At 71.1% G+C, this 15,022-nt stretch carries 14 protein-coding genes and 2 pseudogenes; 8 read left to right on the top strand and 8 right to left on the bottom strand.

Translation table 11 applies throughout. From position 1 onward, the window contains the following. Positions 1-262: 262 nt before the first annotated feature. Positions 263-1,231 (bottom strand): diacylglycerol/lipid kinase family protein, encoded by a 969-nt coding sequence (locus tag ACFYQ5_RS05070; protein ID WP_389193297.1) that lies wholly within the window; start codon positions 1,229-1,231, stop codon positions 263-265. A 147-nt stretch (positions 1,232-1,378) separates the two neighbouring features. Here ACFYQ5_RS05070 and ACFYQ5_RS05075 point away from each other — a divergent pair, with 147 nt between their 5' ends. After that, the gene (locus ACFYQ5_RS05075; RefSeq protein ID WP_389193300.1) at positions 1,379-1,831 is read left to right on the top strand and encodes a hypothetical protein; all 453 of its coding nucleotides are present in this window, start codon (positions 1,379-1,381) and stop codon (positions 1,829-1,831) included. A 24-nt stretch (positions 1,832-1,855) separates the two neighbouring features. Here the strand turns inward: ACFYQ5_RS05075 and ACFYQ5_RS05080 are convergent, their stop codons facing one another. The 3 genes from ACFYQ5_RS05080 to ACFYQ5_RS05090 form a co-directional block, all read right to left on the bottom strand. Further along, positions 1,856-2,809 carry an RNA polymerase sigma factor SigF gene (locus ACFYQ5_RS05080; RefSeq protein WP_389193302.1) on the bottom strand — a complete coding sequence of 318 codons (954 nt, stop codon included), beginning with the start codon at positions 2,807-2,809 and terminating at the stop codon, positions 1,856-1,858. Then, positions 2,806-3,219 carry an anti-sigma regulatory factor gene (locus tag ACFYQ5_RS05085; RefSeq protein WP_003966375.1) on the bottom strand — a complete coding sequence of 138 codons (414 nt, stop codon included), beginning with the start codon at positions 3,217-3,219 and terminating at the stop codon, positions 2,806-2,808. The genes ACFYQ5_RS05080 and ACFYQ5_RS05085 overlap by 4 nt, the downstream gene beginning before the upstream one ends. A 231-nt stretch (positions 3,220-3,450) precedes the next feature. Beyond that, entirely contained in the window at positions 3,451-3,711 is a 261-nt protein-coding gene (locus ACFYQ5_RS05090) for a UBP-type zinc finger domain-containing protein (RefSeq protein ID WP_389193304.1), read from the bottom strand. Positions 3,712-3,746: 35 nt separating this feature from the next. Between ACFYQ5_RS05090 and ACFYQ5_RS05095 the strand changes: the two genes are divergently transcribed. Continuing rightward, positions 3,747-5,348, top strand: coding sequence for a Na+/H+ antiporter (locus ACFYQ5_RS05095; RefSeq protein ID WP_389193307.1), 1,602 nt, complete (start codon positions 3,747-3,749; stop codon positions 5,346-5,348). A 33-nt stretch (positions 5,349-5,381) separates the two neighbouring features. On the opposite strand, the gene ACFYQ5_RS05100 is transcribed toward ACFYQ5_RS05095, so the two are convergent. The 3 genes and pseudogenes from ACFYQ5_RS05100 to ACFYQ5_RS05110 all read right to left on the bottom strand — a co-directional run. Then, the gene (locus ACFYQ5_RS05100; protein ID WP_389193310.1) at positions 5,382-6,275 is read right to left on the bottom strand and encodes a 1-aminocyclopropane-1-carboxylate deaminase/D-cysteine desulfhydrase; all 894 of its coding nucleotides are present in this window, start codon (positions 6,273-6,275) and stop codon (positions 5,382-5,384) included. A gap of 29 nt (positions 6,276-6,304) precedes the next feature. Next, positions 6,305-6,895 carry an N-acetylmuramoyl-L-alanine amidase gene (locus tag ACFYQ5_RS05105; protein ID WP_389193313.1) on the bottom strand — a complete coding sequence of 197 codons (591 nt, stop codon included), beginning with the start codon at positions 6,893-6,895 and terminating at the stop codon, positions 6,305-6,307. A gap of 150 nt (positions 6,896-7,045) precedes the next feature. Next, positions 7,046-7,207, bottom strand: a pseudogene (locus tag ACFYQ5_RS05110) (hemin transporter); the annotation flags it as partial. A gap of 108 nt (positions 7,208-7,315) precedes the next feature. Between ACFYQ5_RS05110 and ACFYQ5_RS05115 the strand changes: the two are divergent. The 5 genes and pseudogenes from ACFYQ5_RS05115 to ACFYQ5_RS05135 all read left to right on the top strand — a co-directional run bounded on the left by ACFYQ5_RS05115 (position 7,316) and on the right by ACFYQ5_RS05135 (position 13,079). Next, complete coding sequence (locus ACFYQ5_RS05115) at positions 7,316-8,743, top strand: FAD-binding oxidoreductase (protein ID WP_389193315.1); 1,428 nt, start codon at positions 7,316-7,318, stop codon at positions 8,741-8,743. A 455-nt stretch (positions 8,744-9,198) separates the two neighbouring features. Then, on the top strand, positions 9,199-10,605 hold the full coding sequence (locus tag ACFYQ5_RS05120; protein WP_389193318.1) for a family 2B encapsulin nanocompartment shell protein: 1,407 nt from the start codon (positions 9,199-9,201) through the stop codon (positions 10,603-10,605). Positions 10,606-10,698: 93 nt separating this feature from the next. Continuing rightward, positions 10,699-11,742 (top strand): family 2 encapsulin nanocompartment cargo protein polyprenyl transferase, encoded by a 1,044-nt coding sequence (locus ACFYQ5_RS05125; RefSeq protein WP_389193320.1) that lies wholly within the window; start codon positions 10,699-10,701, stop codon positions 11,740-11,742. Between the two features lie 161 nt (positions 11,743-11,903). Next, positions 11,904-12,331, top strand: a pseudogene (locus ACFYQ5_RS05130) (GNAT family N-acetyltransferase). A gap of 79 nt (positions 12,332-12,410) precedes the next feature. Further along, positions 12,411-13,079, top strand: coding sequence for a DUF6304 family protein (locus tag ACFYQ5_RS05135; protein WP_389193323.1), 669 nt, complete (start codon positions 12,411-12,413; stop codon positions 13,077-13,079). Between the two features lie 51 nt (positions 13,080-13,130). Here ACFYQ5_RS05135 and snpA read toward each other — a convergent pair whose 3' ends face one another. Then, complete coding sequence (snpA, locus tag ACFYQ5_RS05140) at positions 13,131-13,796, bottom strand: snapalysin (protein ID WP_389193326.1); 666 nt, start codon at positions 13,794-13,796, stop codon at positions 13,131-13,133. A 255-nt stretch (positions 13,797-14,051) separates the two neighbouring features. On the opposite strand from snpA, the gene ACFYQ5_RS05145 reads away from it, so the two are divergent. Then, positions 14,052-15,005, top strand: a complete 954-nt coding sequence (locus ACFYQ5_RS05145) for a LysR substrate-binding domain-containing protein (RefSeq protein ID WP_389193329.1) — start codon at positions 14,052-14,054, stop codon at positions 15,003-15,005. Positions 15,006-15,022 lie beyond the last annotated feature (17 nt).

Genomic DNA, 15,022 nt, shown 5'->3' on the forward strand with positions numbered 1-15,022 from the left:
AATCCCCCCGCAGACGAAGGTCCGACGCCCAGATGAACTGGATGTGGTCCTGTTGTGGTGAGGAGGGGTTCTGGCTCTCAGTGGAGGCCGATGTTGCGGGCCGTCCCGATCGCCATGTAGAGATTCGCAAACCTCGGCGGCGGATACAACCCCTTCTGGAAAGTTTTTTTTGAATCCTCGGTGTCGACTAGGTCACAGCCGTACTTCTAAGGGGTGGGGGCCAGCCCAAACGTTCGAGTTAAAGGACTTTCGCTCCTTCTACTCACACAATCACACGCAGTGCACGGCGTACGCCTGTGAACGTCACGCTCGTACGCAGTCCCAGGTGGTCACCGTCCATCTGGAAAGGCAGCGGCGCCTTTGAATGCAAGGTGAAGTCCGTGAGGTCGTGCAGGGACACGGCGTGCTTGCCGTGAGGTCCCCTCTCCGGGCTGGAAGTGAGCAACTGAGTGGCGTACCGGGCCACCGCGGGGGTGGTGAGCCGCTTCAGTCCGAGGATGTCCAGGCCGGTGTCGAAGGACGCCTTGGGGGCGGCGTACATCGGACGATTCCCCAGGTAGGTCCAGGGTGCGGTGTTGCAGATTATGGACAGCGCGAGGTCTGTGACCGGGTCCTGACCGGGGACGTCCAGGGTGATCAGCCCGTTGCGCCGGTGCGGCTCCTCCAGGAACTGCCGGACCACCTGGCGTACGTAGAGCGGATGGGTCGAACGCTTGCCGCGTTCGCGCTGTTGTTCGACCCGGCCGAGGACGCCGGCGTCGAATCCGAGTCCGGCACAGAAAGTGAACCAGCGTTCAGGAACGGCCTCGTCCGTCGTACCCGGAGTGCCGACGGCCAGTCCGAGGCCCACGGTGCGCTCGCTGCGGTCGGCGAGGGCGTCCAGGATCGCGCCGGTCGCTTCCACGGCGTCGTTGGGAATGCCCAGGGCGCGGGCGAAGACATTGGTGGACCCGCCGGGGACCACGGCCAGGCTCGGCAGGCCCTCGGGGTCGGGGCCGCGGTGCAGCAGACCGTTGACCACCTCGTTGACCGTGCCGTCGCCCCCGAGGGCGACCACCAGGTCGATGTCGTCGGCGTCGGCGGCCCGTCGCCCCAGGTCCCGGGCGTGCCCGCGGTACTCCGTGGTGACGGCCTCGATCTTCATCTCGCTCGCCAGGGCGTGGATCAGTACGTCACGTGTCCGCGCACTGGTAGTGGTGGCTGCCGGGTTGACCACGAGGAGTGCGCGCATGCCCGCCAGAGTACCTACCGCGCGGTACCGGGCCGAAGCCGTGATCCACCGGTCCGCACGCGGTCACGCGGCGTGACCGGCTCTCGGTGGTATGTCGCCGCGGCCCCGGCTTCGCGTTCGGCGCCCCGGGATGCCAATCTGAAAGGCGTGAGCACTCAGCAGAACACGCCCTCGCCGTCGTCGCCCTCAGCCGGCCCGGAGAAGCCGGGCCGGATCGCAGCCCTGGCCGCACTCAACGCGCTCGAAGGCGCGGCGCTCGTCATCGGCGGGATCTACCTGCTGACCGTCGGGCTCTTCGGGCGGCCGGACAGCATCCAGCAGGCCGAAATGGGCGGACTCACGCTGGTGGCGCTCGGCCTGATCCCGCTGTTCGCCGCCCGTGGACTGCTGCGGCGGCGCAGCTGGAGCCGTGGTCCCGCGCTCATCACCCAGCTGATGGCGCTGCCGGTGGCCTGGACGCTGCTGCGGTCCCAGGGGGCCCTGATTCCCGCGGGCATCGTCCTGGCCGTGGTCGCCGTGACGGGGCTCGTCCTGGTGGTCGACCCCGCGACCACGAAGGCGCTGGGCATCCGGGGGCCGCGGACGACCCCGGACGCCTGACCTGGTGCAGCTCCCCGCCCGGCTCTACTCCTCCACCAGCAGCCGCTCGCGCAGCTGCGCGAGGGTGCGGGCCAGGAGGCGGGAGACGTGCATCTGGGAGATGCCGACCTCCTGCGCGATCTGGGACTGGGTCATGTTGCCGAAGAAGCGCAGCAGCAGGATCCGCTTCTCGCGCGGCGGGAGGTCCTCCAGCAGCGGTTTGAGCGACTCGCGGTACTCGACGCCCTCCAGTGCCTCGTCCTCGGAGCCCAGTGTGTCCGCGACCGCCGGCGACTCGTCGTCCGTGTCCGGGACGTCCAGCGAGAGCGTGCTGTAGGCGTTGGCCGACTCCAGCCCCTCCAGGACCTCCTCCTCGGAGATGCCCAGGCGCTCCGCCAATTCGTGCACGGTGGGGGAGCGGCCGTGCTGCTGGGAGAGCTCGGCGGTGGCCGTGGTCAGCGACAGCCGGAGCTCCTGGAGGCGCCGGGGGACCCGCACCGCCCAGCCCTTGTCCCGGAAGTGGCGCTTGATCTCGCCTACGACCGTCGGAGTCGCGTACGTCGAGAACTCCACGCCGCGGTCCGGGTCGAACCGGTCCACCGACTTGATCAGGCCGATGGTGGCGACCTGGGTCAGGTCGTCCAGCGGCTCGCCGCGGTTGCGGAACCTGCGGGCCAGGTGCTCCACGAGCGGCAGGTGCATCCGCACCAGTCGGTTGCGCAGCTCGGCCTTCTCCACCGAGCCGTCGGGAAGCTCCCGGAGCTCGATGAAGAGTGCCCGTGCCCCGCTGCGGTCGTGTGGATCGTGGTGCCCGTGCTCGCTCATCTGGCCCGCCCGCTCCGCCTGCGAATGCTCCACCGCGGCCGGACGGCCCTGCGCGCCGTCCGCCCCGTCTTCCGGGTGCGGCCGGGCCTGCTGCTCCGGGAGGGCTGCCGGGCGCACCGCCCCCGACCGGATCGTTTCGTCCCGCACAGGACCGTCCCCGTTCCCGTCGCTCACGCCGGCCCGGGTCCCGCGCCGCGCTGCTTGTAGAGGCTGATGCTGACCGTGCGGTCGTCCGCGACCGTGGAGTCGACCTTGCCGGCCAGTGCGGAGAGCACCGTCCAGGCGAAGGTGTCGCGCTCAGGGGCGCGGCCGTCCGTCGTGGGCGCCGAGACGGTCACCTCGAGAGAATCGTCGACGAGTCGGAAGACGCAGCTGAGGACGGAGCCCGGCACGGCCTGCTGAAGCAGGATCGCGCAGGCCTCGTCGACCGCGATGCGAAGATCCTCGATCTCGTCGAGAGTGAAGTCCAAGCGCGCTGCGAGGCCGGCCGTGGCCGTACGCAGCACCGACAGGTAGGCACCCGCAGCGGGCAGCCGGACCTCTACGAAGTCCTGGTTCCCGGGCTCGCCTGCGATCTGGGACACCCTCACCTCCAAGGTGGCACAAACTCGTTCGAGGCTCCGGGACGAGTGCCCGGGGCCGTGCGGTCCGTCGTCGGTTCTTGTGGTTCGTCGACGCTGTCGCGACCCATGATGCCGTGTCGCCGAGACCGCAACCTCATGATTACTCATGGTAAGCATATGAGTACGCACAGTGGCTAGGGGTCTGCGGCGGTCAATTGCGAAGAACCGGCGCCGGTTTGACGTACCCAGACGTCAGACGATCGAACCGTCCACGAAGCACCAGCGCCAGCTCTCCGCGCATTCGAAGCTGCGCATCACCGGGTGGCCGGTCGCCTCGTGGTGTGCCGTCGCGTGCTTCAGCGGCGAGGAATCGCAGCATCCGACGTGTCCGCAGACGAGGCAGAGCCGCAGCTGCACGGGATGGGTGCCGGCCGCCAGACACTCCGGGCAGGTGTCGCCGAGCGGGGCGGGCTCGGGGCGCGGCAGTTCGGCTACGTGGAGGCACTCACTCATGATGGCCACGTTACGTCGGATGTGAGGACGATGAGATGGACGCATTGCAGCTGGTGGCACTCGTCGCGGCGAGCGCGGCGGTCGCGGGGGCCGCCCGCCGGACACCCGTGCCCGCACCCCTGCTGCTGGTCGCGGCCGGACTGCTGGCCTCGTACCTGCCGGGAGTGCCGGACTACACGCTGGACGCGCACATCGTGCTGCCCCTGCTGCTGCCGCCGTTGCTGTACACGGCGGCGGTCGACAGCTCGTACCTCGACCTGCGGGCCAATCTGCGGCCGGTCGCGCTGCTCTCCGTCGGATACGTGCTCTTCGCGACGGTCGCCGTGGGATGGCTGGCCCATCTCCTCGTGCCGGATCTGCCGCTCACCGCCGCACTGGTGCTCGGCGCGGTGGTCGCCCCGCCGGACGCCGTCACGGCCGCCGCGATCGCCCGCAGGGTGGGCCTGCCCGCCAGGGTCACCACGATCCTCCAGGGCGAGTCCCTGGTGAACGACGCCACCGCGATCACCGCCTTCAAGGTGGCCCTCGCCGCAGCCGTCGGCGCAGGCATGAGCTGGGGCGCCGGAATCGGCGAGTTCGTGCTGGCGTCGGTCGGCGGCGTCGTCGTCGGCCTGCTGCTCATGGTGCCGCTGCACTGGCTGCGGACGCACCTCAAGGAGGCGCTGCTCCAGAACACCCTGTCGCTGCTGATCCCCTTCGTCGCCTACGCGGCGGCGGAGCGGGTGCACGCCTCCGGGGTGCTCGCCGTGGTCGTCGTCGCGCTCTACCTGGGGCACCGCTCCTGGCAGGTCGACTTCGCGACCCGGCTCCAGGAGGCGGCGGTCTGGAAGATGGTCGCGTTCGTCCTGGAGTCCGCGGTCTTCGCGCTCATCGGCCTGCAGTTGCCCTTCGTGCTCAGGGGCCTCGGCGCGTACGGCGTGGCCGAGGCCTTCGGCTACGCGGTCCTGGTGTTCGTGGCCGTGGTCGTGGTGCGCTTCGTCTGGGTGTACCCGGCGACCTACCTGCCGCCCTGGCTCTCCCCGCGCATCAGGGAGCGCGAGGGGGCAACCTCCTGGACCTCTCCCCTGATCGTCGGCTGGGCGGGGATGAGGGGCGTCGTCTCGCTCGCCATCGCCTTCTCCATCCCCATGGTCACGCACGACGGGGAGGGCTTCCCCGCGCGCAACCTGGTCCTTTTCCTGACCTTCACGACCGTCATCGGGACGCTGGTCGTCCAGGGTCTGAGCCTGCCCCTCCTGGTGCGCGTGCTGAAGCTCCCGGGGCGCAGCGCGCGCGCCGAGACGCTGGCCGAGGCGCAGGCGCAGAACGAGGCGTCCACGGCTGCGGACGCGCGACTGGAGGCCTTGCTGGAAGATCCGCGCAACGCGCTGCCCGACCCCCTCACGCAGCGGCTGCGCGCCGTGATGGAACGGCGGCGCAACGCCGTGTGGGAAAGGCTCGGGGCGGCCAATCCGGTCACCGGGGAGTCGGCGGACGACACCTACCGGCGGCTGGCGAGGGACATGATCGCCGCCGAGCGCGAGGTCTTCGTACGTCTCAGGGACGAACGGCGGATCGACGACGAGATGCTGCGTGCCCTGCTGCGGCGGCTGGACCTGGAGGAGGCAGCGGCCTACCGGGAGACGGACGGCGTGTGAGCGTGCCCCCTGAGGCCTCGTGGCCCGGGGGTCTCAGGGGCGCCCGGTGATGACCGCGGTGACCGTGGACCCCGGGGCGAAGGCGCCCTCCCCGGCCAGCACGGTCAGCCCGTACAGGAGTTTGGCCACATAGAGCCGCTCGACGGGCAGGCCGTGCCGGTCCTCGAAGTCGTCGGCGAAGGCGTGCAGTTCCGGTGTCGTACGGGCGTACCCACCGAAGTGGAAGCGTTCGTCCAGGGACCACCGTCCGCCGGGGGCGCCGAACGCCTCCCGCTGCAGATCGCGTACCGCCGCTCCCAGGAATCCGCCGCGCAGGACGGGGACGCCCAGGGCGCGCTGCCCGGGGCCGAGTCCGGTGGCCAGCCCCGCGAGGGTGCCTCCGGTGCCGCAGGCGACCGCCACGGTGCCGGCCGGGCCGCGCAGTTCGCGGCCGAGCTCTGTGCAGCCCTGTACGGCGAGCGCGTTGCTGCCGCCCTCCGGGATGACCACACACTCCCCGAAGAGGCTCAGAAGGCCTTCCAGGACCTCGGGCGCGGTCTTCGCGCGGTAGGTGGCGCGGTCCACGAAGTGCAGTCGCATGCCGTCGGCCGCGCACCGCGTGAGCGAGGGGTTCAGCGGGCGGTGGGCCAGCTCGTCGCCCCGCACGACACCGACGGTGGGGAAACCCAGCAGGCGCCCGGCTGCGGCCGTGGCCCGCAGGTGGTTCGAGTAGGCCCCGCCGAAGGTCAGTACGGTCCGGCCGCCGGCGGCCCGGAGATTGAGGGCGAGTTTGCGCCACTTGTTGCCCGGCAGGTCCGGGTGGATCAGATCGTCGCGCTTGAGCAGCAGCGTCACGCCGTGGCGCGCGAAGCGCTCGTCCTCGGCTGGCTGCAGGGGGGAGGGGAGCACCGGCTGCAGCCGGGAGAGGTCGGGCGCTTCGTCGTCCATGCCTTCATTGTCCGCCGCCCCGTGGCGTCCTACTTCAGCCGGTCATGGATCCGGTTGCGCATGCCCGTCATCGAGAAGCCGCGCGGGTCGACCTTGCCGGGCTGCCACTCCCGGTGGCCGACGACCGAGGGCGCGTCCCAGCCGTGGAAGCGGCAGACCGCCGCCGCGGCCTTCTCGACGGCCTCGAGCTGGACGGCGGGCCACGGGTCCTTCCCGTCGCCGAGGTTCTCGCACTCGAAGCCGTAGAAGTGACGGTTCCCGTCGGTGTTGGACTCGTTGTCCGACGGCAGGCGCTTCTCGGCGACGACGGCGCGCAGGACGTCGTCGTCGCCGAGGCCGGCGTGGTTGGCGCGGCCGTAGCCGACCAGATGGATCCGGCCGTCCTTGGCGATCACGCCGTGGCAGAGGGGGCCCGGCAGTCCCGCGTGGCCGTCGCGGCAGATCTCGACGGTGCGGGCCGTGCCCTTCGTGACGGTGTGGTGGAGCATCACGCCGTGCACCGGCCCCCAGGGGCCCTTGTGGTTGCGGTTGTGCGTACGCCAGTCGCCCACCTGGACGACGGTGAGCCCTTCGTCCTTGAGGGCCTTGAGGAAGTTGCTCGCGGACATGGGTGAGGACATGGCCGTCTCCTTCATCGGTGGGGGAGTGTGTCCGTACAGCGCTTTTACCGGAATGTGAGACTCCGGCAAACCCGCCCGGGCGCTGTTCGCACCGTGTGCGATTCGGATCCGGACAGCTGCGAGTCCCAGGCCGTGCTCAGTCCTGGCGAGTCACAGATCGGGGCCGAACACCTCGTAGCGGATGTCGGCCGACGCCACCCTCTTGTCCAGCAGCTGTGAGCGGACGGCGCGCATGAAGGGCGGCGGGCCGCAGAGGTTGGCGTGGGTGCCCGGGGTGACCGGAAGGCCGCTCAGGTCGACCGTGCCGGTGCGCTCGGCCGTCCGACCGGGCTCCGCTGCTGCTCGTACCAGGTGCGAGTCAGGTCGGCCGTCCTCGGTCCGAGGGGGCGCGTCATCATGGTGGGTGCGGCCCCGCGACGGATGGGGGGTGCGCATGGGCAAGAGAGGTGGTCAGCGGCCGTGCCGAAGCCGAACGCAGCCGACGGGATACCGGCGAGCAAGGTCATCACCGACCCGGACAGCCTGGGCCGTTACGCGCACGACGAGGCGGAGTGGGCCCCGGCAGGGCTGCCCCTCGCCGTCGTGCGGCCCCAGGACACCGATGAGGTGCGGGCTGTCGTCGCGTACTGCGTCGAGCACCGGATCCCGGTGATCCCGCGCGGCGCCGGCACGGGTCTCTCGGGCGGGGCCAACGCGGTGGACGGTGCCGTCGTCCTCTCCTTCGAGGACATGAGCCGGATCCTGCGCATCGACCCGGTGGAGCGCCTCGCCGTCGTCCAGCCGGGCGTCGTCAACGACGACCTGCGCGCCGCGTGCGCCGAGCAGGGCCTCTGGTACCCGCCGGACCCCGCGAGCTCCCCCTGGTCCACCATCGGCGGCAACACGGCCACCAACGCGGGGGGCATGTGCTGCGTCAAGTACGGCGTGACCCGCGACTACGTGCTCGGGCTCGAAGTGGTCAACGGCCTCGGCGAGATCGTGCGGGTGGGCCGGCAGACCGCCAAGGGGGTTGCCGGGTACGACCTGTGCGGCCTGTTCGTCGGCTCCGAGGGCACCCTCGGCGTGATCACCGAGATCACCGTGAAGCTGCGCGGCGCGCGGCCCGCGGAGCGTACGGTGGCCGGCTTCTTCGACTCCGTCGTCGCGGCCGGCGACGCGGTGAGCCGGGTGACGGCGGCGGGCATCGTGCCCTCGGCGCTCGAACTCCTGGACCGGCACTGCCTGAAGGCCGTCGACGAGTGGAAGAACATGGGCCTGTCGGCGGACGCGGACGCGATCCTGCTCGGCCGCGTGGACACGCCGGGAGCCGCCGGCGACGCCGAGGCCGAGGCCGTACGGGCCTGTTTCGCGGACGCCGGCGCCGCCTGGGCCGAGGTCTCCACCGACCAGGCGGAGGCGGACGCCCTGTTCCAGGCACGCCGACTGGCGTACCCGGCGCTGGAGCGGCTGGGACCGGTGCTCACCGAGGACGTGGTCGTGCCGCGGTCCCGGGTGCCGCAGATGCTGGCGCGCATCGAGGAGATCGCCGGTGAACACGACGTCCTCATCGCCAACATCGCACACGCGGGCGACGGCAACCTCCACCCCCTGATCATCACCGAACCTGGTGACGACGCGGCCAGGGCCCGTGCCCAGCTCGCCTTCGAGGACATCCTCGACGCGGCGATCTCCTTCGGCGGCACCGTCACCGGCGAACACGGCGTCGGCCTGCTGAAGATGGGCGGCATGGACCGCGAGGTCGGCCCGGTCAACCTCGCCATGCAGCGAGCCGTCAAGGCGGCCCTCGACCCGCACGGCATCCTCAACCCGGGCAAGGTCGTCGTCTCGGGAGCACCGCTGGCGAGCTGACGGCTCCGGCAGCCGTTCCCACCGCAGCGGTTCGCTGAGCACGATGGCGAGCTGCCGCCGCGAGCGCCTGCTCGCCGCCGGCATCGAGGCTGCGCCGGTGAGCTTGACGACGTGCCCGCCGCCGTGTGCCCCCGGACCAGTTCGGTGAGCCGGCGGGTGCGACTCGACCGCACCTGTGACCGTGGCGGCACGCACCGGCAGGCTCCTCGAGTGGCCGAGCCGGACGGGGGGAATCGCCCTTCCGTTCGATGCCGGGCGGGAACTCCTCGAGCCCGGACGCGTGGAGGTCGAGCCGGTGGTGCACGGCGACCGCCCGACCGTCGGCCGCGAGGGCCCGTGCGGGCAACGTTCCCGCTCCAAGCCTGAATAGTCACACTCTTTTGTGTAATAGCGCATGGTGTCCCCGGCTGCAAGGCTTCTTCTCGCAGGTCAGCCCATGATCGAGAGGATGTCGGATGTCCGTTGGTGAAGAGGTTCGCGACACGCAGCCGCCGCAGCAGCAGAGTCTCGGCACGGCGGCTGCGCGGAACCTCGCGACCACGACCAAGTCCGCCCCGCAGATGCAGGAGATCACCTCGCGGTGGCTGCTGCGCATGCTGCCCTGGGTGCAGGTGCAGGGCGGTACATACCGGGTGAACCGCCGGCTGAGCTATTCGGTCGGAGACGGCCGGGTGACTTTTGTCCAGACGGGCGACCAAGTCACGGTCATCCCCGCCGAGCTCGGCGAACTTCCCGCCCTGCGCGATTTCGGTGACGAGGAGGTACTGGCCGAGCTGGCGCGCAGGTGTGAACAGCGCGACGTCGCGGCCGGCGAGGTGCTCGCCGCGTCGGGCGACGCGGCGGACCGTGTCCATCTGCTGGCACACGGGAAGATCGAGAAGGTCGGCGCGGGGCCGTACGGCGATGAGACGGTGCTCGGAGTTCTCGCCGACGGCGCCTATTTCGGTGACCATGCCCTGGTCGACGGTGACGCGACCTGGGCGTACACGGTCCGTGCGGTGACTGCCTGCACGCTGCTGACCCTGCGTCGGTCGGACGTGCTCAACCTCGCGGCCCGCGCGGACTCGCTCCGCGACCATCTCGCCGGGCTCCTCGCCATCCCGCACCAGCGGACCAACCGCTACGGCGAGGCGGAGATCGCCCTGTCGGCGGGCCATGTGGGCGAGAGCGTCGTCCCGCACACCTTCGTCGACTACGAGGCGGCTCCCCGTGAATACGAGCTGAGCGTCGCCCAGACCGTGCTGAAGGTCCACAGCAGGGTCGCCGACCTCTACAACCAGCCGATGAACCAGACCGAGCAGCAGTTGCGGCTCACGGTCGAGGCGCTGCGTGAGCGGCAGGAACACGAGCTCATCAACAACCGGGAGTTCGGCCTGCTCAACAACTGCGACTACGGACAGCGGCTCCAGCCCCACGACGGGGCGCCCGGCCCCGACGACATGGACGAGCTCCTGTCGCGCCGGCGGGGATCGAAGCTGTTCCTCGCCCATCCACGGGCCATCGCCGCGTTCGGCCGGGAATGCAACAGGCGCGGCCTGGTGCCGGAGAGCGTCGAGGTCGGGGGACACCACGTGCCCGCCTGGCGGGGAGTGCCGATCTTCCCGTGCAACAAGATCCCCGTCACCGACGCCCGCACCACCTCGATCATCTGCATGAGGACCGGCGAGGCGGACCAGGGCGTCATCGGGCTCCAACAGACCGGCATCCCGGACGAGATCGAGCCCAGCCTCTCGGTCCGTTTCATGGGCATCGACGAGCAGGCGATCATCTCGTACCTCGTCACGGCGTACTACTCCGCCGCCGTGCTGGTGCCGGACGCGCTCGGCGTCCTGGAGAACGTAGAGGTGAGCCGCTGGCGGTGACGCCCCCGGGGCCCGGGCGGCAGCCGCCCGGGCCCCGGCAGGCCGAGGCCGCGACCAAGGTGCCCCGGGCGCCCGGAAGGAGTGACCGTGACCATGACCAGTACGGACGCCGCGATGGAGGGGCGTAAGGCCGCCGAGCTCCTGGAGCACACCCGTAGCGCCGTCGACCCGCACCTCCGGGCAGTCGTCGAAACGCTGCCCGGGGCGATCCGCAGGGTCGCCCTGTACCACTTCGGCTGGCAGAACGCCGACGGGAGTCCCACCTCCGGGCGGGCCGGCAAAGCCATCAGACCGGCGCTCGTCCTGGCCGCCGGCCGCGCGCTGGGCGGGGACCCGGAGGCGGCGATGCGGGCGGCCGTCGCCGTGGAACTCGCCCACAACTTCACCCTGCTCCACGACGATGTCATCGACGAGGACACGACCCGTCGGCACCGGCCCACGGCCTGGGCGGTGTTCGGCGTGCCGGACGCCGTCATCACGGGCGACGCCATGCTGTCCCTCGCCCTGCGGCTGCTGGCGGACGACCCGCACCCGGCGTCCGCGCAGGCCGCGGTGCGGCTCTCCACCTGCGTCATCGAACTCTGCGCGGGACAGCAGGCCGACTGCGCTCTCGAGGACCGCAACCCTGACGACGTCACACTGGACGAGTGCCTGGCCATGGCCATGGCCAAGACGGGCGCCCTGCTCGGCTGTGCCTGCGCTCTGGGCGCGCTCTATGCCGGAGCGGGGGAGCGGGCCGTCCGCGCCATGGACGGCTTCGGCCGGGAATCGGGTCTCGCCTTCCAGCTCATCGACGACCTGATCGGCATCTGGGGGGACACGGCCCGCACGGGCAAACCGGTCGGGGCCGACCTGACCGCCCACAAGAAGTCCCTGCCGGTGGTCGCGGCGCTCACTTCGGACACCCCGGCCGCCGCCGAGCTCGCCGCGCTCTACCGGGGCGCCATGAACACCCCGGGGGAGGTGAAGGGTGCCGCCGACGCGGTCGACCGGGCCGGCGGCCGCGACTGGGCCCAGGGTGCCGCGGCGGACCGGATGGCCCGGGCCGTCCACCACCTGTCCCGTGCGGTGCCCGAGCCGGCCGGCGCCGGGGAGCTACTGGCCCTGGCTGAATTCGTCACCCGCAGAACGCACTGAACGGGCCCGTGCGTGACCGGTGGAAAAGCTCAACCCTAGGATTCCGACGGCCGGTTGGGGCCAGTCGGCCGGGATCATCACCAGGGACGAGGGACGAGGGACGAGGGACGAGGGACGAGGGACGAGGGACGGGGGGCGGGGGACGAGGGAAGAGGCCGGTCATGGGCGTACGCATACGGCAGGCGGACCAGCGGGACAGGGATCAGGTGGTGCGGATCCTGGAAGAGGCGTTCCACGAGGATCCGGTGAGCAGCTGGGTCTTCCCCGACGAGGAGCACCGGCGCGCGGTGCACGGGAAGTTCCTCGGGGTCTTCGCCGACGTCACGCTGGACGGAGGCCGGGTCGACCTGCTGGAGGACGGTACGGCGACGGCCCTCTGGCTCTCCGTGCCGGCGGGCGTGCCGGAGGGGGACGACGACACCCCCGCGCTCATGCGGGAGACGGCCGATCCCGACAACGAGCGGGCCGAACTGGTGGGGGCAGCCGAAATCTCTACGAGCGCCTCGGGTTCACGTTCACGGGACAGACCGTCGACCTCTCTGACGGCCCGTCGATGTGGCCCATGTGGCGCGAGCCGCAGGCCGGATGAGCGGGGCCCGGCCTGCGGAGGTACGGAAGGGGAGGGTGCCACAGGGCCGGCTCAGGGGCACGGGCTACAGTCCCTGCTCATGACAGATGAGTCGTGGGCAGGCTGGTACCGGGACCGTCAGGGTTCCGAGGCCGTCATTCTCACCACGGACGGACAACAGCTCCGTATCCGTATCCGGGGCACGGACTTCGAAGGCGCCAGCTTCGACAGCCTGGGCCCGGTGGCGGGTGCGCCGGTCCAGGAGGGGCTGTTCGACCTGGTGGACGGCGTGCTCGACGACTGTGTGCTGGAGTGGGACCTCCCCCTCCCGGTCCTCGTGTCCGGGACGGTCCGGCAGGCCACGCTCAGCTGCCTGTTGTCCCTGCGCAGGGCGGACCCGGATCTGTACCTCGCCCTCCATCTGGACGGTGCGGTGTACGAGTCGAACCGTGCCGAGGGCGACTTCGCCGCCGCACTGGCCACGGTCCAGCGGATCCTGCCTGCGGACATGCATCTGCAGACGTGCATCGCCTGCGCCTTCTCCGACTACTTCCCGGCCCCGGTCCGCGGTCTGTCCGGCGGACTCGCCTGCTTCCGTGGCGCGAAGGACGCCTACCGCGACGTGGCGGGCGGGGACGACGTCGCCGGCCTCTGGGACCGGCGCACCGGATTCGTCCAGGAGATATGGAGCTGCCGGGAGTTCGAACCGCGCCCGGCACACGGCGCCGGCACGGGCCACCGGGGCGCCTTCCCGCTCGAACTCGCCTGAGCCGCGTTCGGGCGCCGGTGCCAGGGGGCACGTGCCGGCTGTGCCGGGGCGTCAGGACGTGGCGAGGGCGGCCGCGAGGCCGTTCTGCCAGAGGCTGTTCACCTGCGAGCGCTCGGCCGCGTCGGGACGGGCGTTCGTGCAGGACGTGCCGGGGCCACCACCCGACATGAGCTCGCTGCACGGTCCGGTGTAGTGGTCCGGCAGCCCCAGCACGTGCCCGGTCTCATGGGCGGTGACCCGGGTCGAGTCGTACTGCTGGTTCTGGGCGTAGTCGAGGAAGATGTAGCCGCTGCCGTGCCCGTCCGTGCTCGCGTACGAACCCCGGGAGTCATTGCCCTCGTAGTAGTCGAAGTCGGCGTTCGAGCCCTCCTGCAGCTTGACGTTGCTGACCGAGCTGTTCCAGATGCTGGTGCTGCTCGCTATCTGGCTGCGGAAGCTGGGGGCGTTGGTGGTGCTGTAGACCACCGTGACAGCCTGGGCGCCCGGGTTCGCGGCCCGCTTCTCGGCGACCGATTTCATGACGGCGTCGAAGAACGCCCTGTTCGCGGCGGCGTTCTCGCCCGAGCCGGCGTACGCGGCGTAGCCGGCCTGCGCCGTGTTCACGGTGGCCGTGGACGCGGGTGACGGAGCGGCGGCAACCGCCGGGGCGGTGCCCAACGCGGCGGCGAGTCCGAGCCCGGCCACGGCCGACATGACAGCTGTCCTGAGGTGTCTCATGGGGGGTGTCTCCTACCTGTCCGAAGAACCCCGTCCGGAGGCCGGACGGGGAACGGGTGGGGGGTACGGAGAGAGTGTGGGGGCAGCCGGGGACCGGGCGGATGATGTCAACCGGCGATAACGCCGCCCTATCGGCCGGACAGGAAGCACACAGGATCACCACGTTCCGGGCGCCCCGACACCCCCTGAATCAGCCCGGTTGGTGGGGGTTGGGGCATCTGGTGTTCGGCGTACGAACAGCCATACGCTCCCGTCATGGAGCTCGAGGTGAGGCACCTCAGGGCGCTCTGCGCCATCGCCGACACGGGCAGCCTGCACCAGGCGGCACGGCGGCTGGGCGTCAGCCAGCCTTCCTTGACCACCCAGCTCCAGCGGATAGAGAAGACCATGGGCGCGGAGTTGTTCCGCCGCGAGAGGACAGGCTGCCGGCCGACTCTCCTGGGGCGGGCGCTCCTCAGCCGCGCCCGCCCCCTGGTGGACGGCATGTCCACCCTGGTCGGTGCCGCGATGGCGGAAGCCCAGGCCGCCCGGGCCGGCGGCCCCGGCCTTCGGATCGGATCCACCGCGAGCCGGGTCATCGGCGGCTGGCTGCGCGGACTGCGGGTGAGGCTGCCAGGTGCCGACATCTCGCTCCGGGTCGACGTATCGGCCCGCGCGCTGCTGGGAGCGGTGGCGGCCGGCCGGCTGGACGTCGCCTTCGTCCATGAGGTGGAAGGCTGCCCGCTCGCCGTACCGGACGGACTGAGCCAGCGCGTACTCGTGGAACGCGAACCGCAGTTCATCTCCCTGGCCCGGGACCACCCGGCGGCCGGACAGCCGGTGGTGGACCTCGGCGACCTGGCGGACGACCGGTGGATGGTCGACCCCTCGGTGGACGGTGAATGGGACGGGGTGCGCCGGGTCCTCGGCGCCGCGGGCCTCGACCCGCCTGTCCTGCACGGCGATTACCTCACTGCGGCCTCCCTCGTCGTGCTCGGTGAGGCGGTCGCCCCCTGCCAGCCGACTTCCGGCCCCCGCGACGACATGGCGATCCGCCCCCTGCGTGGCGACCCACTCGCGGTGCGGCTCCTGCTGGTCTCGCGCCCGGGCGCGGACATGGACGCCGTGTACGAGGAGCTGGAAACGGCCTACCGTGACGCGGCACGGCGGGCCGAGGAGTACCACCGGTGGCTGCTGCGCCACCGCAGCCCGCTCGCGCACATGTCCTGAAGCGGGAGAGTTCCCCG

Origin of the sequence: Streptomyces sp. NPDC005794, from assembly GCF_042871445.1 — a bacterium.
Taxonomy (GTDB): domain Bacteria; phylum Actinomycetota; class Actinomycetes; order Streptomycetales; family Streptomycetaceae; genus Streptomyces.

What these genes read in the sequence shown, in the direction of transcription:
- ACFYQ5_RS05095 (WP_389193307.1), top strand. Translation starts at nt 3,747, where the DNA reads ATGGACGCATTGCAGCTGGTGGCACTCGTCGCGGCGAGCGCGGCGGTC.
- ACFYQ5_RS05145 (WP_389193329.1), top strand. Translation starts at nt 14,052, where the DNA reads ATGGAGCTCGAGGTGAGGCACCTCAGGGCGCTCTGCGCCATCGCCGAC.
- ACFYQ5_RS05070 (WP_389193297.1), bottom strand. Translation starts at nt 1,231, where the DNA reads ATGCGCGCACTCCTCGTGGTCAACCCGGCAGCCACCACTACCAGTGCG.
- ACFYQ5_RS05100 (WP_389193310.1), bottom strand. Translation starts at nt 6,275, where the DNA reads ATGGACGACGAAGCGCCCGACCTCTCCCGGCTGCAGCCGGTGCTCCCC.
- snpA (WP_389193326.1), bottom strand. Translation starts at nt 13,796, where the DNA reads ATGAGACACCTCAGGACAGCTGTCATGTCGGCCGTGGCCGGGCTCGGA.
- ACFYQ5_RS05125 (WP_389193320.1), top strand. Translation starts at nt 10,699, where the DNA reads ATGACCAGTACGGACGCCGCGATGGAGGGGCGTAAGGCCGCCGAGCTC.
- ACFYQ5_RS05105 (WP_389193313.1), bottom strand. Translation starts at nt 6,895, where the DNA reads ATGTCCTCACCCATGTCCGCGAGCAACTTCCTCAAGGCCCTCAAGGAC.
- ACFYQ5_RS05120 (WP_389193318.1), top strand. Translation starts at nt 9,199, where the DNA reads ATGTCCGTTGGTGAAGAGGTTCGCGACACGCAGCCGCCGCAGCAGCAG.
- ACFYQ5_RS05135 (WP_389193323.1), top strand. Translation starts at nt 12,411, where the DNA reads ATGACAGATGAGTCGTGGGCAGGCTGGTACCGGGACCGTCAGGGTTCC.
- ACFYQ5_RS05090 (WP_389193304.1), bottom strand. Translation starts at nt 3,711, where the DNA reads ATGAGTGAGTGCCTCCACGTAGCCGAACTGCCGCGCCCCGAGCCCGCC.
- ACFYQ5_RS05115 (WP_389193315.1), top strand. Translation starts at nt 7,316, where the DNA reads ATGGGGGGTGCGCATGGGCAAGAGAGGTGGTCAGCGGCCGTGCCGAAG.